Consider the following 19,853-nt stretch of genomic DNA (forward strand, 5'->3'; position numbering starts at 1 on the left):
GGTTTTCTTTTGGAATTAACTTTAATGAAAATGACTGATGCTGCTTTAATTGCTAAAATTAGAGCTCAACAAGTTGATCAATATCTAAGAAATACAGGTACTTATGAGTAACTGGTCTTTGAAGCATATTACTGAGTGCTTGTTCGTATAAATTAAGCTGCCCTTGATATTTAGCAACCAGTTCAGCCAAGCGATCTGCTTGCTGAGCACCATGGCCTACATAATCGGTCTTGTAATCAAATAAGATCACGTCATCATCGTTAATCACATACCCATCCATAATACCATGGACTAATAGGTTTTGTATCTCTGTTTCATCAGGCATTTTAAAAATTGCTTGTGCTGGTAATAATAATGAAAAGGCAACTTCTCGCTGGACACGGTTTTGTTGATCTTGTAAAGCATGCCCTAATGGTGTTTTGAAGAAATTGACGATAGCTTGCAAATCGATTTTAGCTGCAACTTCGGGCAAAATTAATTGCTGATCAGTTAATCGTTGTCGCAGTTCAGATAAATAGTTTAAATCAATTAGCCGTTGTAATTCAACCCGTTGTAACAATAAATGTGTGGCAGTCCCAATTTGTGACCCAGTAACCTTTTGCTGTTGCGTCATAAAGCTAGGCTTAGGGAAATCATCATTGACTAAACGCCCACTTAAATCAGTTGGTGGTAGTAAATGTGCAGCCTGTTGCTGATCAGCTGTGCCAGCTAAAGTTAACGGTAAAAAACTAAGCTGGAATTGGTCAGGATCGGTAAAGGCTTGTTTAATTTCAGAAACAGATTGGTAGGCTGTTGTCTGAGTTGCTGTTTGATGCGGATATTGAAAATTAAGTAAAGTGGCAATTGTTGTTTGAAGTTTCTGATCTAATTTCGTTAATGGCACTTCTACTGCGCCGACAGTTTCTGGGTTAGTGGTAGTTACAGGTGCTTCAATGAGATCGCTTTGATTAAACACTTCAACCGTAAATTGCGCGGTGGTTGGTAATAATGAACTGGCCGATTGTGTGGCTGTCCCACGAATTTGTAAGGTTTTAGCACGTAAAATTGCAGGTAGCATCAGTTGCAAGAAATTTTGCAGTTTGCTAGGTAATCGTAAATTGGTTGGTAGTAAGGTAGTTAAGTGTTCATCATTAACTTGGTAAGTTTGGACTAGTTTGTCCCAATTATCAATTGCCCCGACTAACAATAATTTTTGCTTCGCACGAGTCATGGCGACGTACAAAAGACGCATTTCTTCAGCAATTGCAGCTTGTTGATGCTGTTGGCGGATGAAATTATCAATTAACGTTGGATATTTAACCCGTTTTTGTAAATCAATATATTTAACACCAGCGCCGTATTTACCATCGAGTACAACCTTATTGCGCCGAACGTCGCTTTGGTTGAATTGGTGATCAATATTAAAGACAAAGACCACTGGGAATTCCAAACCCTTACTGCCATGAATTGTCATCAATTGCACGGCATCTTCGTTACTTTCGCCAACGGAAGCCTGCGCTAAATCTTTTTCATGCGCTTGCATTTGTTTAATGAAGTTAATGAATTGATAAAGCCCTTTGAAACTTGTCTGTTCATAACTAAAAGCCCGTTGATACAACGCGTGTAAATTCATCGCCCGTTGTAAACCACCAGGCATTCCGCCCACATAATCTAGGTAACCAGTTTGTTGATAAATTTCCCAGACTAATTGCGCAATGCTGTGTTGAACGGTGTAATCACGTAAATGATTTAATAATTGCAAGAAGTCTTGCAGGCGAGTTGTTAACGGTGAATCAGGCAATTGCGCAGCTTTTTGTAAAGCATGATAAAAATTATGCTGCTTGTCAGTCGCCCGAATAACGGCGAGATCATTCTCGTTTAAATTACCAATTGGCGAACGTAAAACCGTGACTAAGGGAATATCTTGTTCAGGATTATTAATGATTTCCAAAAAAGCCAACATGACTTGAATTTCAGTCGTTTGGAAATAATCATTGGCATCTTTAACAAAAACAGGAATTCCTTGACGCTGCAACTCGCTCACAATTGCTAGGTTGTCATGCCGCGTTGGTACTAAAATGGCGATATCGCGATAAGTGATGTTGCGTTTTTGTTCGAGCTTACGGTCATAAATCTGGTAAGGTTCATCAAGTAATTGTTTAATTTTTTGACCTAAAAGTTTAATTCGGGCTTCATCCTTACTGAAGGTACTATTTAGGATTGCATTATCATCTGGAGTCGTTTTTTCGGCTGTACTTTTAGTTTCATACAAGAGCACTTCGGTACTGGTCTCTAAATCTTCAGGATAATCTTGGGCCCCTGTAACGAGTTGCGCATCTTGATCGTAATCGAGTTCAGCTAGGTCGTGATGCATCACCTGTTGGAATAAGAAGTTGGTACTTTGATTAATGTTGGCTGTTGAACGGAAGTTTTCCGCTAGAATAATGCGCTCGCCAGTAACGGCTTCAGATTTAAAATCTTGATACTTCTGTAAAAACTTACTAGGATCGGCTTGGCGAAAACCATAAATAGATTGTTTCACATCTCCAACCATAAATAAATTACCAGGTTCATCTTGTGAAACAGCTTGTAAAATGGCCTCTTGTAGTGGATTAATATCTTGGTACTCATCGACTAAAACTTCATGAAACAATTGGCGGTAATAGGCTTGGACAGGTTGTTGGCCGTCTTTAACAAACATGAGCAATTCCCAAGTTAATTGTTCCCAATCGTTAAAGTCTAGCGCCTTTAAATGTTGTTTTTCAGCTTGATAAGCTTGAATAAATTCTTTCGTAACATCAACTAAGGTTTGTAAAACTGTACTAGCGGCTTGTTGACTTTTAATGAGGGTTGCTTCCGGTGCAAAGAAGTACTGTGTTATCAAGTTTTTGTATAATTCTTTAAACACGTCGAGTTGTTGTTTAAAAGCTTCGCGCTCAGGCAACTCTTCCGCATACTTTTTAGCTTTAACCGTGAAGCGACTAGGAAATTTAAATTGTTGAAGTTTTGTTGCCAAGGTGTGGTAGTCAAGTACTTGATCTTTAGCCAGGATAATACTGCTTAATAATTGTTGATCAGCCGTAAAGAATTCGGCCAGTTCCCCTTTATCGTCGGTAATTGTGGGTAATTTTGCTAATAAATAATCGCAAGCGGTGGCAACTTCTTGAATGTTATTCAATAATACTGGTTTGATTTTATCTTGGAAGTAAGGATTATCACTGATTGAATTTTCGATTTGATAAGATTGCACCACATTATCTAACCAGACTAATGGTTGAGGTCGAGCAATGGCAAATTCATACAACGAAAAAACCGCATCAGCTAAGCCTTGATCAGAGCGGTCATTACCAAACTGTTCTGCCAACTGGAAAAAGGCTTCATCTTCAGCATCGTAATGCTGATCGCGCACGTTGGCCCAGGTCTGTTCTTTAATTAATTCTTTCTCAGTATCATCAGCTAATAAACGAAAGTTAGGATCTAAGTCTAATAGATAATAAAACTTCTGAATTACCTTTAAACAAAAGGAATGCAAGGTACTAATTTGGGCAGTATTTAATAAATTCAGTTGTTGCCGCAGTGCTTGTTTTTCAGCACTATTGGTTGCTTGTTCAACGGCATCATTTAAAGCTTGGCGAATTCGCTCGCGCATTTCGGTGGTTGCAGCATCAGTAAACGTCACAACCAGTAGTTGATCCAAAGGCACGCCATGGAGAACTTCTTCAATGATTCGTTTCACTAGTACCGTCGTCTTACCAGAACCGGCTGATGCAGAAACCAGAATGTCGTGACCGTGATGATCAATTGCGGCTTGTTGTTGTGGTGTGAACTTAGGCATCGGGCTCGTCCTCCTTTTTTGGTTTTAATTGATTTAAAACATCAGCTTTACCTAGTGTTGGTAAAATGTGATAACGATTTTCTGGGAGCATCGCGTCAAACATCATGATTGACTTATAGTCAGTATATTGCAGACCAGTTTCTTGATCGCTTAATTTATAAGGAGCAATTCGTAATTTGCCAGAGAAAATTTCGTTAGCAGCGGCAATCAACAGTTCTTGATTATGTTGCAACAACAGTTGTAATTCATCAGTTGTGACCCCGGAATTGTCATTTGTAACTTTATAACCAGCTGATTTCGTATATTTCACTGGATATAATAATGAATTCGTACTTTCGGACTTAGGATCTAAGTTAGCTAAGTAATCTGTTTGCGGCTGTTCAATTAGCAGCCCTTTATAGCGATGCTTTTTTAAAATTTCTTGGTTAACGTTTAAATTATCGGCATATTTTAACGGCGTGTCCGCAATATGCAAATAAAAAGCCCCGACTGGTTCGGCTTGGTTTAACGATAAGCGCTGATAGTTATTGGCAACGGTTTGTAGGTAAGTTAATAGTTGTAAAGATAAACCATGGTAGGCGCGAGTAAAATCAAATTTCTTGTCGCCTGATTTATAATCAATGATTTGATAGTAATTCAAATCAGCAGCTGTACCAACGTCAATCCGATCGATTTTACCGCGGACGGATAGTTGTTTGTTGTCAGCCAACTGGAATTCTAATCCTGGCAGGCCTTTAGTCCCCTCAATGATTCCAAATTGCACTTCAGTCATTAACGGACGTAAAAAACTATGCGCTGCTTGTTCAATTAAGACTTGGCTCATAAAAGCACTGGTTTTACTCAAACGTCGGCGGTAATAATGCATTTGGCCAGGACCATTGAGAATTTGATAGTCCGTTTTACCAAGTAAGGTTTGGCTAATTTCTTGATCTAAGGCATCTAACTGCGTTTGGGTTAGTTCTTCTGGCTTTAGGTGACGCTCGGTCAATAATTTAACGAAGTGATCTAAATAATCATGGAAGAAAGTCCCTGTATTCGCACTATCAACGGTATATTCTGCACGTGGTCGCAATTTAAGACCATACTTTAAGAAATAATCGTAAGGATTCATGTAAAAATTCTCTAATTGCGAAACCGAACTAAATAAATGTTGACCGTATAACTTTTGGACGTTTTCTGAAGTTAAGTCTTGCGGTTGATTGCGATACGTTAAGCTGGCTAAAAGATGCTTAAAGAAGTCTTGCCGACCATTTTCTTCTAATAGTCGTTTCACCCATTGCCAAGCTGGTGGTAATGGTTCATTTTGAGTTTGCATTTGGCGACTTAACAATAGTAATGGGCCAACAACACCTTGTTTGGATGCGGCAAAGTCAAGAATACGACTTTCGCGTTGCGGATAGTCGGTTAAAGCGGTAGTTGGCAAGTCAAAGTGTTGTTGAATCCGGGCAACATATGGCGATAGTTTATTTTCAGCGTGACGGTCACTATGACGCGGATAAGTAAAAATTAACCGTTGCTGCGGCGTTAAGAAAATTAAACCGTAGCGCAAAGGTTGTTCAACAGCTTGTTCGTTAGTAGCCTCCCCTAGCTGCTGGGGCTTATTAGCCGTCACTAAGTATTGATTAATTAAGCGTCGTTCTTGATCATCAATTAATTGATTGCTTTGAGTTTGCGTAGGCAAATTATCACGGGTTGCCCCTAGAATAATTGTAATTTTATGAGTTTGTTCTTGAACCATCCCTACTTTAGAGACTAAAACCGCATCTAAAGTTGCAGGAATTTGAGAAAACTCAGTGTTGTTGAAACCGGCGTTTAATAAATCAGTAAAGACGGTTAGATCAAACGGTTGTTCACCCCAAATCGTCACGTAATCATCCAGCAAGTTGATAAAAGCCTGATAAGTTTGGCGTGGCTGTTGGGCTAAGGCCAAGTCATTTTGGTCGATAGCGGTTTGCTCCCAAGCTTGCAACTTGGCAATAATTTGCTGGTTGTTTAAAAAGTCATATAGACAGCTAGCAAAATCTTTAGCCGTGGTGACTTTTTTAACGGCTTTTTGCCAAGCACCAAAAACTTGTGCGATAAATTGGTGTAAATTTTCAATTGCGGTCATTTGGGCATCTGGCTCAATATTATTGGTGGCCTGCTTGCGATAAGGTCCTTCAAGTGTCCAAGGTTTTGTTTTTAGCCAAGTTGTGCCGCGAATACCAAAGGCCAAGGCGTAATTTTCTAACCAATCTAGTTGTTGCCGAAATTCTGACAGTTCACGATCGGCTGGGACCAGTAATTCAGTCCGTAATAACACAAATAAATCTTCCCGGTTTAAAGGATTCTGGGTCATATTCAATAATGACTTGATAAAGACAACCAAGGGATGATTGGCCATGGGTATTTGTTGATCACTGAAAAACGGCAATTCATTTTGCTTAAACAAGGCCACAATTGGGGCAGTATAATCTGGTAGATTATTGGCCAGGACTAAAAAGTCCCGGTAACGATAATTTTGTAATGCGACTAATTGCCGAATATAGTTGGCCACACCGCGCACTTCACTGGTAACAGAATCTGCCTGCCAAATTTGAACATCTTGTTTCATTTTTTGATCCATTTGCGCATTTGCTGGTACACCATTAGTTGAATCAATCCAATAATCTTCAAGTGCTTGTAAAGCTGGTGACGTTCTTTTTGTTTGGCAACTTAACCAATTTTCCGCTGCAATTGTCGTCAGGTCGGGATAGCCTAGTTGACGTAGCATTTTAAGGGGGCCGTGAAAATAATATTGTTCACTAATATCTTGATGTTTTAAATCGGGATTTAAATACAAAGTTAAATAAACCGTCGCCCCCTGTTGATCGAAGTTACGGAGTAATTGTACTTGCTGTTGGTTTAATTCTGAAAAACCAGAAAGATAAATATTAAAGTTTGAAAAGTCGCGCTTTTCGGTTTGGCTAATAAAATAAGCCATTAACTGTTCATTAGTCATGAATTTAGCCGCGACTTCTGCTTGATAATTCTCGAAGATAAAGCTTAATTCATTAATTTTTTCAAGTGTTGAGCCAGGGACTTGTTTTTGTTCAGGGAGTTTAGTCAGAATTTCTTGTAAGTCCGCTGTTGAGAAGTTTCCCTGTAATAATTCATTAAGTTGTTGTCCGAGTTGTTCCAGGAAGCCCATTTTTCGACTCTCACCAAAAAAGAGCGGCAACTCTTGGCGATGATCGTGCAAGAAGTTACTGAGAAACATCGCTTGCGCTGCTGGTGATAGTTGGGGTTGCTGATATTTAGGATCATCACGTAAGAAATACCACAGCAACCGTGAGAAAGATAGAATTTGTAAGCGACTGCTGGCGATAATACCATTTGTTGCCAATTCGGGCCGAGCATCTGCCAAATGTGCTAGAATCTGGACTTCACTATTAAATTTAATGTGATTAGGGACTAAACAAATGAATTGCTTGTCTAAAGATGTTGAATAATCGGTGCTGATTTGTTGGTACAATCTTGCCGCAACATCATCTTGTTGGCGACCTACTATGAATTTCATTGTCATTGTCGTTATCTCCTTGTTGTTATTTTAGCATATTAGCCAGTCAGCGCGTATGAGGGATTCTCCGTGAAATTTGGTCATTTTTTGCTCAAAATAGCGCACATTATAACGTTATTTTGTCAGCCGCTGTTCTTTTTTGAAATGTTAAAAAAAGATTCAAACTTTAAAAATTTGCCAACTGGGGCGTGAGTTAAGGTATCATAAGTTTAGGATATTTTTGAGGAAGGTTTTTTTATGAAAAAAATTGGCATTGGGACTAGTCACGCCAAATTAATTCTTGTCGGTGAACACGCAGTTGTCTATGGGATTCCGGGCATTACCATTCCCTTAACAGGCATTCAAGTCCGCGCAACGCTAACACCGCAAAGTCAAGCAGTCGACCAACAACCAGAAATAAGTTTTGATTCTGCACTTTATCATGGTTTATTGGCCAATGTACCTGACGAATTGGTCAATATTAAGAGCCTAATTGAAACTTTTATTACTAATCAAGGCGCAATGCTGGCTTGGCCTAAAAAGTTGCAACTAACGGTTGCCAGTGACATCCCTTTTGAACGTGGTATGGGATCATCAGCAGCAATTTCAACGGCGGTTTTAAGAGCGTTACTTGATTTTACAGAAATTAAAGTTACGTCAACTGAATTTGATGAGTTGGTTAATGTTGCTGAAATGATTCAACATGGTAATCCTAGTGGCATGGATGCACTCGTTGTTAAGTCTGATCAAGGTTACTTTTTTCAACGGCAGCAATTAGCACAGCCCTTAACTATTAAGCTGCCGGGCTATTTATTAATTGTTGACAGCGGTGTAACTGGACGTACCAGTGAAGCCGTTCGTTCGGTGGCGGCTTTAAAAACGGTCAATGCTAAATTATGGCATGATCAGATGACGGCAATTAAAGATATCGTAGAACAGGCTAAGACGATCTTAACGCAAACCGATCTTGTTGCCCAACATCATTTTGGCCAGCTCTTAAATCAAAACCAAACAGCCCTACAACAACTTCAAGTTAGTACAGCGACCCTTAATCACTTAATTGCTAAACTACGTGAACATGGCGCTTTAGGAGCCAAGTTAACTGGCGGTGGCTTAGGTGGTTGCGTTTTTGGCTACTTTGCTGACTTAACGACTGCTCAAATTGCCCAACGTCAATTCACGGAGAAAACTTGGTTAACATCTTTAGCTAAAACGGAGGTAGAATAATGAGCTTAGCGCGCGCATATACAAATATTGCACTAGTTAAATATTGGGGTAAACGTGATGTTGCTCAAATGCTCCCCTACAATAGTTCACTGTCATTAACACTGGATAAATTTTATACGGAAACCAGTGTTGAATTCACAGATCAAGCTGAGGATCAGTTTATTTTTGAAGGCCAGCAACAACCAGTCTCTGCCAAATTGATGCGAGTCTTAGATGATGTTCGCCAATTAGCCGGTAGTCAGCAAAAAGCACAGGTTAAAAGTCATAATCATGTCCCCACGTCAGCTGGTCTGGCTTCTTCTGCGTCTGCTTTTGCCGCTTTAGCAGTGGCGGCTAGCCATGCTGCTGGTTTAGAATTGTCTCGACGTGAGTTATCAATTCTCGCCCGTCACGGTTCTGGTTCTGCCAGTCGTTCATTGTATGGTGGTTTTGTACTATGGCATGCGGGAACAGATGATCAAAGTTCTTTTGCAGAACCATTAAGTGAACAAGTTGATTTTCCGATTGCAGTTATTGCAGTCTTAGTTAATCAGCAACAAAAGTCGATTTTATCAGGGGCTGGTATGCAAGCGGCTGTTACTAGTTCCCCCTACTATTCTGCCTGGGTTAAAACTGCTGAGGCTGATATTAGTCGTATGTCTGCGGCTATTGCTGACCAAGATATCGCGCAAATTGGTAAACTCGCGGAAACTAATGCGATGCGCATGCATGCAACAACGCTAAGCGCTAATCCTCCATTTACCTATTTTGCTCCGGAAACACTCCAAATTTGGGAATTGGTCCGTCAAATTCGTACAAAAGGGTTAAATTGTTACTTAACGCTTGACGCTGGCCCTAATCCTAAATTAATATGTCACATGCAAGACGTTTCTAAAATCGTTGAGATTTTGAACGCAGAAATACCAAATCTTACTTATACATTGTGTCAACCTGGCCCTGGTGCCAAATTGATGACGCAATAAATTATGTATTTGAAGGGTCGAAATAATTAGATGATTACAGTCAAAGCTCCCGGAAAACTTTATATTGCAGGCGAATATGCTGTGCTGGAACCGGGACATCCCGCAATTCTCGTTGCTTTAGATCGATTTATCACGGTTTCAGTTAGCGAAGCGCAAGATCAAGGAACGATCAATTCCCGTCAATATGCTGAAACTGATTTTCATTGGCGTCGCCAAGGCGATCAAATGGTGTTTGATAATCGTGATAATCCGTTCCACTATATTCTTGAAGCAATCCGCGTTGTTGAAACTTTGGCCCTAGAAATGGGTAAACCACTCCGAATTTATGATTTAGATATTAACAGTCAACTAGAAGATAACGGTGGTCGCAAATATGGTCTTGGTAGTTCAGCAGCAGTGACTGTCGGTACCGTTAAAGCACTCTGTGAATTTTATCAACTTGATTTATCTCGCATGGATATTTTCAAACTAGCAGCCATTGCCCATTTTAATATTCAAGGTAATGGTTCATTGGGTGATATTGCCGCAAGCGTTTTTGGTGGTTGGTTAGCTTTTAGTACTTTTGATAAAGACTGGCTAAGAACCGTGTTAAAAACTGACAATTTCACCGAAATTTTGGCTAGTGAATGGCCTGGACTTAGAATTGAAGTGCTCAATGTACCTAATGAATTAGAATTATTAATTGGTTGGACTGGCTCCCCTGCTTCAACAAGTCGCTTGGTAGATAAAATTACAATTGCAAAGTTTGCCAAAAAAGATCAGTACCAAGAATTCCTAGCCAATAGTCGCAAATGTATTCAAGGCATTATTGCTGGTATTAAGACAGGTAATCTTGCAGCTGTCAAAGGCGGTATTCGAGGAAATCGCGCCTTGCTTAGACAATTAGGCGCATTCTCAGAAGTTAATATTGAAACACCAGAACTAAAAGAACTTTGTCAAATCGCTGAAAAATATGGCGCCGCTGCTAAATTCTCAGGTGCTGGTGGTGGTGACTGTGGTATTGCGATTACTGATCGTCACGTTGACCAAGCCCAATTGATTTCTGATTGGTCACGTCACCATATTGAAACACTGTCACTTGCTGTTTATAACTTAAGTGAGGTCTTAGTATGACCCAGCCTTCGCAACAAGAACAACGTAAAAAAGAGCATATTGCCATTGCTGAACGCTTTTATCGTCAGCCAGAATTTGCGCGTGATCAGTTTGCTGGTGTGCGTATTAGCCACCCTAGTCTACCTGATACAACTTTAGCATCTGTTCATTTAGAACAGATGCTCTTTAATAAAACCATTAATTATCCAATTTATATTAATGCCATGACTGGCGGCACGAATCAGGCCTTAGTTATTAATCAAAAGCTCGCCCAATTGGCTGCTCACTTCCAATTACCAATGGCAGTCGGTTCTATGAGCATTCTAAAAAAAGAACCAGAATTAGCCACAAGCTTTACCACTGTTCGCGAGAATCATCCTGAAGGGTTAATTTTTGCCAATATTGGCGCTGATCACCCGGTTGATTTTGCTATTGAGTTGATTAAGTTATTGAATGCTGACGCGCTGCAAGTCCATTTAAATGCGGCCCAAGAATTTGCCATGCCTGAAGGTGATCAAGATTATTTATGGTCGAAAAAACTGGCTCATCTTCAAGCAACAGTTGGACAAAAAACGCCCTTAATTGCTAAGGAAGTTGGTTTTGGTATGAGTGCCAGTACCATCGCCCAATTGTTAGCCCTAGGCATTCAAAATATTGATCTTTCTGGTATTAGTCGAACTAACTTTATTGAAATCGAAAATCATCGGCGTAAAACAGCGCTGATTTCTGATTACAGCGATTTTGGTTTAACCGTGATTGAGAGCTTGCTAGAACGCTTAAACGTTCAACAGACGCTTAAACAACAGCCAGTAATCACCTTTGCCAGTGGTGGTATCTCAACACCTTGGCAAGCTGTCAAATGTTTGGCTTTAGGCGGTGATTTAGTAGGGATGTCTGCTTACTTCTTACATTTAGCCTTACATCACGATTTAGACGAAATGATGACGCTATTTGCAGCTTGGCTAACAGAATTTAAAGGGATTTTTGCCATGCTTGGTTGCCGCAATGTAGCTGATTTGCGACAGTTATCACTAATTCTCAGCCCAGAATTAATTAACTTTGTTCAACAAACAGATTTAGATTGGCAGCAATTTAAACAACAACGCTAGTTATGAATAATAAAGCAAAAGCGCAAATCATCAATTGATGATTTGCGCTTTTTTATGATGAGTTCCTTAACGTTGACTTAGTGCACTGATGAAGGCCAAATAATTGGCAAAATCGCCAATGCGTTTGCGATGACCGTTAACATCAGCTAAGTGCCGTTGTGGTTGGTCAGCTTGTAAAAACAGTTTCTCAGTCCAAGCTTGGCTATGCCAACCTTTGAGTTTAAAAAGTCGCTCTAAAATTAAGAAATTAGTAATGACATCATTATGTGTTGCTGTGCGTACTTGGTCTTGCGCACTTCTTTCTGAGCGAGATAATAAATGCCATCCTGCTCGAATCGAAGTATATTTAATAGCTGAGCTCAGCAAATCTTGCCAGACTTCCTGAAATTCAGGATCTGTTGAGTCCGCCTGGTTAAAAATCTGCTGTTGTAACGCGTCCATTTCTGCCAATGTCAAACTTTCTGATTGCTGTAAATACCAGTCAAGGTTATTCATTTTGCGACCTCCACAAATTAACTTCTGTCATTTATCCTAACAGATTTTGCAGTGCTTTTCAGTTGTTAGTGGTCAAAGCTTGAATTAATAATTTTGCAACAGCCCGTACTGAGAATGGATTCTGACCAGTAATCAATTGTCCATCCTTAAGGGCATATTCGCTGTAAAAACGTTTCTTTTTAAATTCTACACCGTGTTCGGTCGCTATTTTTTGATTGAGAAATGGGACGACAGTTTTTTTACCTGCAATTATTTCTTCAGCGGGGGTAAAGCCAGTAATCTTTTTGCCAGCGATTAAATAATGCCCTTGCTCATCTTGAAGATTCAATAAGCCGGCAATACCATGACAGACCTAGACCAAATAACCACCATTTTGATAGATAGTCCGCGCAATCGTCTTTAGCTCTGGATTATCGGGAAAGTCCCACATCACACCATGGCCGCCAGTATAATAAATAGCATCATAATCAGCTGGTTTAATCTGTGTTGGCTTCAAAGTATTGCTCAAGCCACGCTGAATAAAATCTGCACTTTCATAAATCCCCATAATTGTTGCAAGTGTTTGTTTCGATAATGAGTACTTTTTTCATTCAATAAAACATCCTTTCACATTTTAACTAACAGCTGTAGAACTAATGAATTGGTGGTATGACAATATTAACCTTGCCGACAGTATGGCCAGCTTTAGAATAAGTTAAGTCTTCTTTAATTTTGGCAAAGGGATAAGTACGGTCAATGAGCGGTTGTAGCTTACCGGCTTCAATCCATTCGGTTAATTGTTGTAATTGAGTGCCATCTTCGTGCATTAAATAAAATTGATAGCCAACACCATAATACTTAGCAATCTGCCGCTGCTCAGTTGAAAAGAGCGCAAAAATCATTTTTTTGAATTTATTCAGATGTTGTTGATCAGCAAAATTGGGTTCGGGGATGTTATTTATTGTGACATAATTGGCCCCGGCTTTAAGATTTTTAGCGCTTCCTTGAGCTTGGTTTCACGACGGGTGTCTAAAAAACCGTAAAAAATGAAACGTTGGCAAGATTAATCGCTGACAGATTTAATTAAAAAAGCACTGAAAAATGACTTGCGCAGCTCATTTTTTCAGTGCTTTTTCGTGTTTAATTTGTTTTATTTGCTTCCGATGAAGTTACAGGTATCATTAACGAACGTAACAAACTGGCGTAATTAGGTTGGCGGCGATTACGTTTGATCTGTTGTTTCAATTCATGCAATTGGTCGGTAATAATCGCTTTGGCGCCAATAAACATCATATGATCCATTTGTTGTGGTTCATTAACCGTCCAAGCATAAACTTGTTGTTTTTTCTGTTGAGCATGACGAATAAATTTGGTATTTAAGGTTGTCGCCTCCATCGTATAAGCATTGGCTTTAGTCACTGGTAACGTTAAATTATAAGGTAAAATAAAACTAACAAATAATTGTGGTGCTTGTTGTTTAAGTTGTGTAACCACGGGATACGACAGTGTTTGAACAAGATGATGATTTTTTAAGATTTGCTTTTGATAACGACGAATAAAAATAGCTGTCATATCTTTGGAATCAGTCGGCGTTGCTTTAATCTCAATCAATAGCTTTTGATTAAGCTTTTTCGCTGTTGCTAAGTAGTCATCAAAACTAGCCAGTTTAGCTTGATGCCCATTTTCGCGAACAGTAATTTGTGTAAGTTGTTGTAACGTTAATTGATGTGGTGACTTATTAAGCCCTGCTAGCGTTTTTAAATTATCATCATGTAAGACGACGAATTGCTGATCTTTGATTTGTTGAATGTCGATTTCGATATAATCAGGTTTTTCCTGACTGGTTTGCTTTAAGGATGGAATTGTATTTTGAACACCATTGCCATTATCAACACCACGGTGTGAGATTGTTAGTGGCCGACTAAACGTTAATTGTTTCAGCAGTAACAGTTGATTTGTGACTAGTCCGGTCACGCCTGCAAGGACAAGCAGTACCACCAACCACTTATAAAAAGCTGGTGGTCTAAAAGTTTGCTGGTATGAGCTTGTGGTTATATTTTTGACAAGTAATTGACTAATCATCGCAACCAAGTAACAAGTGATGATTTCAGCAAATAGTTCGATCAAAAAGAGATTAACAATCACGCTATTTGGCGCAATTGAAGTGGTATCTAGCCAGCTTTGTAACAAGTAAATGATACTATCAAAAATGGCAGTTAGCAGTAAGCTAACACTAACGATGAGCATTAGTTCGCCCAAGAAACGACCGAACTGCTTTTTAGTTTTTTGCCAGCTTAATTGCCCAGCTTGTCGACAAGATAATTGCTTTAATAAGATTAGTGGCAACATCAGTGATAAGCGTAAAGCCAGATAGCATAAAATCAGATATGAAATATCCACGATCACTGCATAAGGCGGATTTTGCAATAAGAAGTCTAAGATCGGTCCGGGTGTTTTTAACTTATTGATTAATGGTGTGCTTAACAGCAAGCTGGCTGGTGGCAAAATTATGATAAAGTTACTAATGAAAATCAAAAAAGCTAATGGGGATGTGGATTTGAGCCTTTTAAAAGTTTGGTGAAGCGCGCTGGTAATCCGACGAAATTGCCGGTGTTGAAGTTGATCGCTAATAATCAAAACAAACGCAAATTGACCGTAGATTAAGTATAACAATAAGATTAGTTCCCCTGACAAAATCAAAGCAACCCAAAAGTGATGACTTAGCAGCTGGCCTAGATCTGAATAGGATAAATAAGGAATTTGACTGACTTTAAGCAGCCAGTTGGTAAAGTGAGTCAGCAATAACGTGGCCGCTAAGATAATGACTGCTGATGAACCCCATATTGTGATTAAATAGGTCGGCCAATTTTTAAAGAGTTCGCGATTGGCATTGCGAAATGATTGCTATGTGCGCATCGTTACTGTCCCTCCTTATGATCTATTTTAACGATAGCATAGCTTAAGAGCTGCCACCCAAATTGACGCATTAAAAACGGCACGTAGACTAGTCCTAGACATTATCTACGTGCCGTTTTTATTTTGTATGCCCAATTTACTTGATATCTGGTTGATATTCGATTAAATCCCCTGGTTGGCAATCGAGGGCTGCACAGATTTTTGCCAAAGTTGAGAAACGAATTGCTTTAGCTTTGCCATTTTTTAGAATCGATAAGTTAGCCATTGTTAAGTCAACTTGCTCAGACAATTCGGTTAACGTCATTTTGCGTTGAACAAGTAAAAGATCAAGCTTAATTTTAATCGCCATTGCTGCCCTCCTAAATTGTTAAGTCATTTTCTTTTTTTATAGTGACGGCTTGAATTAAAAGTTGTTCCAAAATAGTGGCAAAAATTCCAACTGCAAATGGTAAAAAAACAAGCCCTAAGCCGATCAATATTAAACCTGGCGCATCTTCATTTTGGGCATTTTGGTAGACTTGCGGCAAAATACCGATTAAATCAAAACCAATTAGGAAAATGGTTCTTTTAATTTTGGCAACAATTGGTAATGCCGATTGGGAGAAAACTTGTTGTTTTTGAATGATATTTAGTAATTGATTCAACCAAAAAGCAATTAAAATAACCAGCAAGCTACCTAAAACAATTGCTGCAGCAAATAAAGTAATGCTCAGTCCCATTTTTAAAGTTGCGCCACTAAATAGTTTTGCTGCCACCATCGTCGCAAAAAATAAGATTAACGCAACGCCAGCAATCAGTGCGACTTTTAACAGTTTAATTTGTTGTTTCATTTTAAACACCTCAATTATCATTGTGGTTTAAATTTAGCATTATTTTTATCGATAATCAATAAATAATTATCGAAATTCAATTAATCAGCAACAAAAAACGCCTTAAGAACCAAATCATTCTTAAGGCGTTAACTGTAATTATTCTGCTAAGGAAATTAATTTTTTAATGGTATTGGCATTGCGAATGGTAATAGCGCCGTAACTAGTTTTTGCAGTGATTTTAGACCAACTTGTTCTTGAGAAGGTTTTAAGCGGCGCAGACCAAAAGCTAACCTGACCATAATTAAAGACCTGTTCATATTCAGGTTTAGCAGCACCAACTTCTGCGATGATTGTCGCTGGATCAACTGGTGGAATAACAATAATCGCGTTGTGTTTACTTTCTGGTGCAACGCCCCGCCAGGCTGGTGCATGAGCGAGCACTGTTTTTAGATCAGTTACGCTAATAACAGCAACAGGAACTTCGATCTGAAAATGGTTTAAAATTGCAGCTTGACATTGTTGCTGCAGATTTAAAATATCAGTCGCTGCTGTGTCAAAAATGACATTACTACTATTAATATAAGTGCTAATATTTTGAAAATTTAATGCTGCATTCTTGCCCCCAACATTAACTCCTCGTAGTAAGGCAATGTATTTCATCATTGCGCCCTCCTTAAAGTTAGAAGCGTAACCCTTTAGGATAGAAATTCTTCAAAGTTCGTTCAACTAAATAACCCCAGCTAAAAATTTGTTGTTGGTAGCTAACGCCATACCAACCTTTTGCTAAATTAGTGTCTAGCCGAATTACGTCACCATGAACGTATTGCTGATATTGTTCTTCAGATAGTTCAATAATTGTCTTTAATTGAGTTGCGGTGCTAGCCATGATCAAAGCATGGTTAGGAACAAAGCGGTTTTTACGGAATTCACCGAGCCATAATCCACGGCGAACGTATTTTAATCCTTCAATGGCGACTAACTCGTTAGGGACAGCAAATAATTGTTCTTTTTGGACCAGAAAAGTTTTTTTGGTCCAGTCCGGTGCTACTTGATAGGTTTGGTCGATGAATTGCTGGAATAGTTTTTGTTGTTCCTTGGTTAACTGGGCTTTATCCTTGTAAACAGTACGTTTATTTTTTGCATGTTTCTTTTGAGTAATTGGACGTGCTGGCACTGCTTCAGTTACTAGGCCGTTTGCTTGTAATTTAACCATGAAGTGTCCTTCACCAGCTAAATGCTGCGGCCAGAAGCGCCGAGCGCCAGTTAACTGCGGATTATCGTTGCCCCATTCTGGACGTCCTTCATCAACACCGGGCCAAGTAGTCGTCGGTGTTACAACGGACAAGGCTTCATATTCTTGCAATAACCAATCAATGTTCTCTTCGTCCTCTTCTGGAGCAAAGGTACAGGTTGAATAGACCACCTGTCCATTTGGTCGCAGCATTTTTAACGCCGCTCGTAAAATTAGTCGTTGACGTTCTTGGCATTGTAAAACATAGTCTGGCGACCAGTAGCTGATGGCATCAGGATCTTTACGGAACATGCCCTCACCGGAGCAAGGTGCATCGATGACAATTAAGTCAAAAAATTGCGGCAAAATAGCAGCTAGACTATCAGGATCGTGATTAACGACCACCACATTATCATAGCCAAAGCGTTCAACATTTTCTGACAGAATTTTAGCACGCTGACGATCGATTTCGTTGGCAACTAACAGACCTTGGTCAGCTAATAAACCGGCTAATTGAGTCGTCTTACCACCAGGTGCAGCACACAAATCCAAAACGCGCATTCCTGGTTGAGGGTCGGCTAATGCAGCGACGCCTTGAGCGCTAGGTTCTTGACTATAAATTCCCCCAGAAATTTGGGCAATGTCGTGGCCTGAAATTTTGCCATAAAAACCACTGGCGTTCCAAGGAACTGGTTGATAATCGCGGTTAAACTGTTGTTGTAAATCGAAATTAATCTTATGTGGATTAACCCGAAAACCAGCAACGGCTGGCTCTTGTAATGAAGCAAAAAAGGCGTCTGCATCGGCGCCTAGTAAGTGTTGATATTTATCAATAAATGCTTGTGGTAATGTCATCTTATCCCTGCTTTTTATTAGAATTCAAGACTTGTTTTAAGTGGGTGTAGTGGTGTGAGTGAGTTAAATATAAATAAGCGCTAATTAACGTGATCAAGACGAACAATAATAAAATTGTCAAAATAACTTCTGGACGATTGATTTTTTGAGTTTGCCAACCGATTACAAACCCAATACCTGTGGCTAAAATTAAATGAGCAGCTAATTGGCCAAGCGTTTTAAGACTTAGTTGGTTTTGTAAAAATGAACCTAAGTTAAATTGTTTGCTGGCAAAAATAACCAAGTAAGCTAAAATCCAAGTAACAATAATCATTAACGCTAACAACAAAATAATTTGGGTAATAATCATACCAGAACGGTCGAACCAACCTTGGCGTTCACGCTTAATTGAAGAACTGTCAACGAGTCGTTTGGTACCAGTCGCATGAAAAATTTGTAATACCTTTTTTGTATCGCTAGCTTTTTGAGTGCTAGGATCATAAATGATTCGGAATTGACCGGTTCTAATGGCTGAATCTAAGGTTTGATTAGGCGATAGTGAAACAAACGTATGTTGATTAATCGCTGAGTTTTCACCAACACCGGTAACCCCAATGACCGCATAATAATTATGGTTTAACTGATAATATTGTTGGGCTTGCGGTTGATAGGTTTGCTTGGTTAAATTAGACCCCAAGACAACAAATGGGACTTCAGATTCATAATCATGCTGATTAAAAAAGCGACCTGAAATTAGCGGTAACGTTGAATTAACGTCGCCTTTAGCATAGATATATGAAAAATTAGGGTCTTTGCGGCTGACAAACTGTAATTGATAATTTTTCAGTGGACTTTTGGCAATCTGTTGAATTGTCGTTTGCAAAGGCTGATCTTGAGCCTGATTAACAATTAGACTGTTAACGGAAAGACCATTACGATTTAAACGGCTCTCATTGTTGCGCTGTTCATTTTGCCGAAAGCAAAGAAACATTAGAAACGTTAATATAACTAAAATTGCATCGAAAAATATCTTTTTTTTCATAAAATTGCTCCGAATATTTTTAACGGATTAAGAAGACTTGTTCTTTAACGAGATCGTGTTGTGGTAAGTAGCGGTTGATCAGATGAACTTGGGGCGAAAAGGCGATTGGTTGCGTATGCCAGAATAACTCGCTATTCGTCACACCGAATTTTTCACCGATCACAATTAAATCAGGATGTTGTGGGAGCTGACGAATTTGTTGGGCAATGACGACATCAATTGGATCACGATCAGGTGACCAACTTAAGATAATAGCGTCAACTTGCGAACCGAACTTTTTAATCGCTGTTAAAGCATCAGCATCTTGAACAGGAAAATGTAATTGGCGACCGGTATTGTTCTCCCCTTGCCAAGCAAAGCTATCTGTTGCAATCACCTTTTGACCGTAGGCCGTTAAGCCTTTTGCCAAAACACCATTGCCAGCCATCAATTCTAAATAATGACGATGGGGCCAGTATTTTGTCCAAATAGCCAAAGCCTGTTGAGAGATTAAAGTCCATTGACCAAAATGATATTGCAAGTATTTACGAAAATTGGCAAATAAATGATTCAAATCACGAAAATCCTGTTCAATTTGTACAGTTGGCAATTGCTGTTTTATCCCAATTGTTAAAAAGTCTAGCCAACAATCTTCAACTAAAGTCAAAATTGGCAGTGGCCGTGATAAAAGCTGGCCTTGGCTAATTTCAGCAACACAACGTTTGATTTCCAGCAAGCGAACTTCAACATCAAAGTTGCTGCGATAAGGCTCTGCCAGTTGTTGTAATTTTAATAAGTAGTCCATGAATTTAATTTTAGCTAAAATGCGTCAAAATAGCAAAAT

At 39.3% G+C, this 19,853-nt stretch carries 15 protein-coding genes and 2 pseudogenes; 4 read left to right on the top strand and 13 right to left on the bottom strand.

Going from position 1 to position 19,853, the window contains the following annotated elements; all coding sequences use genetic code 11:
• Positions 1-58: 58 nt before the first annotated feature.
• Positions 59-3,814, bottom strand: coding sequence for a helicase-exonuclease AddAB subunit AddA (addA, locus tag FC84_RS02945; RefSeq protein ID WP_057755154.1), 3,756 nt, complete (start codon positions 3,812-3,814; stop codon positions 59-61).
• Positions 3,807-7,358 carry a PD-(D/E)XK nuclease family protein gene (locus tag FC84_RS02950; protein WP_057755157.1) on the bottom strand — a complete coding sequence of 1,184 codons (3,552 nt, stop codon included), beginning with the start codon at positions 7,356-7,358 and terminating at the stop codon, positions 3,807-3,809. Before FC84_RS02950 ends, addA begins: the two co-directional genes overlap by 8 nt.
• A 231-nt stretch (positions 7,359-7,589) precedes the next feature.
• Here FC84_RS02950 and mvk point away from each other — a divergent pair, with 231 nt between their 5' ends.
• From mvk to fni, 4 genes are read left to right on the top strand one after another with little or no spacing between them, the layout of a single operon-like run.
• Positions 7,590-8,558 carry a mevalonate kinase gene (mvk, locus tag FC84_RS02955; protein ID WP_057755160.1) on the top strand — a complete coding sequence of 323 codons (969 nt, stop codon included), beginning with the start codon at positions 7,590-7,592 and terminating at the stop codon, positions 8,556-8,558.
• A complete protein-coding gene (mvaD, locus tag FC84_RS02960; protein WP_057755163.1) occupies positions 8,558-9,520 on the top strand; it encodes a diphosphomevalonate decarboxylase in 963 nt (320 codons plus the stop codon). The genes mvk and mvaD overlap by 1 nt, the downstream gene beginning before the upstream one ends.
• 30 nt (positions 9,521-9,550) lie before the next feature.
• A complete protein-coding gene (locus FC84_RS02965) occupies positions 9,551-10,633 on the top strand; it encodes a phosphomevalonate kinase (protein ID WP_057755166.1) in 1,083 nt (360 codons plus the stop codon).
• Positions 10,630-11,721: a type 2 isopentenyl-diphosphate Delta-isomerase gene (gene fni, locus FC84_RS02970; RefSeq protein ID WP_057755170.1), complete on the top strand. Its 1,092-nt coding sequence runs from the start codon at positions 10,630-10,632 to the stop codon at positions 11,719-11,721. The genes FC84_RS02965 and fni overlap by 4 nt, the downstream gene beginning before the upstream one ends.
• Before the next feature lie 66 nt (positions 11,722-11,787).
• Here the strand turns inward: fni and FC84_RS02975 are convergent, their stop codons facing one another.
• The 11 genes and pseudogenes from FC84_RS02975 to FC84_RS03020 all read right to left on the bottom strand — a co-directional run bounded on the left by FC84_RS02975 (position 11,788) and on the right by FC84_RS03020 (position 19,814).
• On the bottom strand, positions 11,788-12,216 hold the full coding sequence (locus FC84_RS02975; protein WP_057755173.1) for a hypothetical protein: 429 nt from the start codon (positions 12,214-12,216) through the stop codon (positions 11,788-11,790).
• Between the two features lie 58 nt (positions 12,217-12,274).
• Positions 12,275-12,766 (bottom strand): annotated as a pseudogene (locus FC84_RS02980) (type 1 glutamine amidotransferase domain-containing protein); the annotation flags it as partial.
• An 82-nt stretch (positions 12,767-12,848) separates the two neighbouring features.
• On the bottom strand, positions 12,849-13,157 hold the full coding sequence (locus tag FC84_RS02985; RefSeq protein WP_083479510.1) for a zinc-binding dehydrogenase: 309 nt from the start codon (positions 13,155-13,157) through the stop codon (positions 12,849-12,851).
• A 178-nt stretch (positions 13,158-13,335) separates the two neighbouring features.
• Entirely contained in the window at positions 13,336-14,193 is an 858-nt protein-coding gene (locus tag FC84_RS09120; protein WP_269079386.1) for a glycerophosphodiester phosphodiesterase, read from the bottom strand.
• Positions 14,188-15,078, bottom strand: a pseudogene (locus FC84_RS09125) (glycerophosphoryl diester phosphodiesterase membrane domain-containing protein); the annotation flags it as partial. The gene FC84_RS09120 and the pseudogene FC84_RS09125, both read right to left, overlap by 6 nt.
• A 169-nt stretch (positions 15,079-15,247) precedes the next feature.
• The gene (locus FC84_RS02995) at positions 15,248-15,460 is read right to left on the bottom strand and encodes a helix-turn-helix domain-containing protein (protein ID WP_057755181.1); all 213 of its coding nucleotides are present in this window, start codon (positions 15,458-15,460) and stop codon (positions 15,248-15,250) included.
• A gap of 10 nt (positions 15,461-15,470) precedes the next feature.
• Positions 15,471-15,941 carry a DUF2975 domain-containing protein gene (locus FC84_RS03000; RefSeq protein ID WP_057755184.1) on the bottom strand — a complete coding sequence of 157 codons (471 nt, stop codon included), beginning with the start codon at positions 15,939-15,941 and terminating at the stop codon, positions 15,471-15,473.
• Positions 15,942-16,079: 138 nt separating this feature from the next.
• Positions 16,080-16,586: a DUF1697 domain-containing protein gene (locus tag FC84_RS03005; protein ID WP_201780883.1), complete on the bottom strand. Its 507-nt coding sequence runs from the start codon at positions 16,584-16,586 to the stop codon at positions 16,080-16,082.
• A 16-nt stretch (positions 16,587-16,602) separates the two neighbouring features.
• Complete coding sequence (locus FC84_RS03010) at positions 16,603-18,009, bottom strand: RsmF rRNA methyltransferase first C-terminal domain-containing protein (protein ID WP_057755189.1); 1,407 nt, start codon at positions 18,007-18,009, stop codon at positions 16,603-16,605.
• A 1-nt stretch (position 18,010) separates the two neighbouring features.
• Entirely contained in the window at positions 18,011-19,030 is a 1,020-nt protein-coding gene (locus FC84_RS03015; RefSeq protein ID WP_057755192.1) for a hypothetical protein, read from the bottom strand.
• Positions 19,031-19,049: 19 nt separating this feature from the next.
• On the bottom strand, positions 19,050-19,814 hold the full coding sequence (locus FC84_RS03020) for a hypothetical protein (RefSeq protein WP_057755195.1): 765 nt from the start codon (positions 19,812-19,814) through the stop codon (positions 19,050-19,052).
• Positions 19,815-19,853 lie beyond the last annotated feature (39 nt).

Origin of the sequence: Lapidilactobacillus dextrinicus DSM 20335 (assembly GCF_001436095.1) — a bacterium.
Lineage (GTDB): Bacteria > Bacillota > Bacilli > Lactobacillales > Lactobacillaceae > Lapidilactobacillus > Lapidilactobacillus dextrinicus.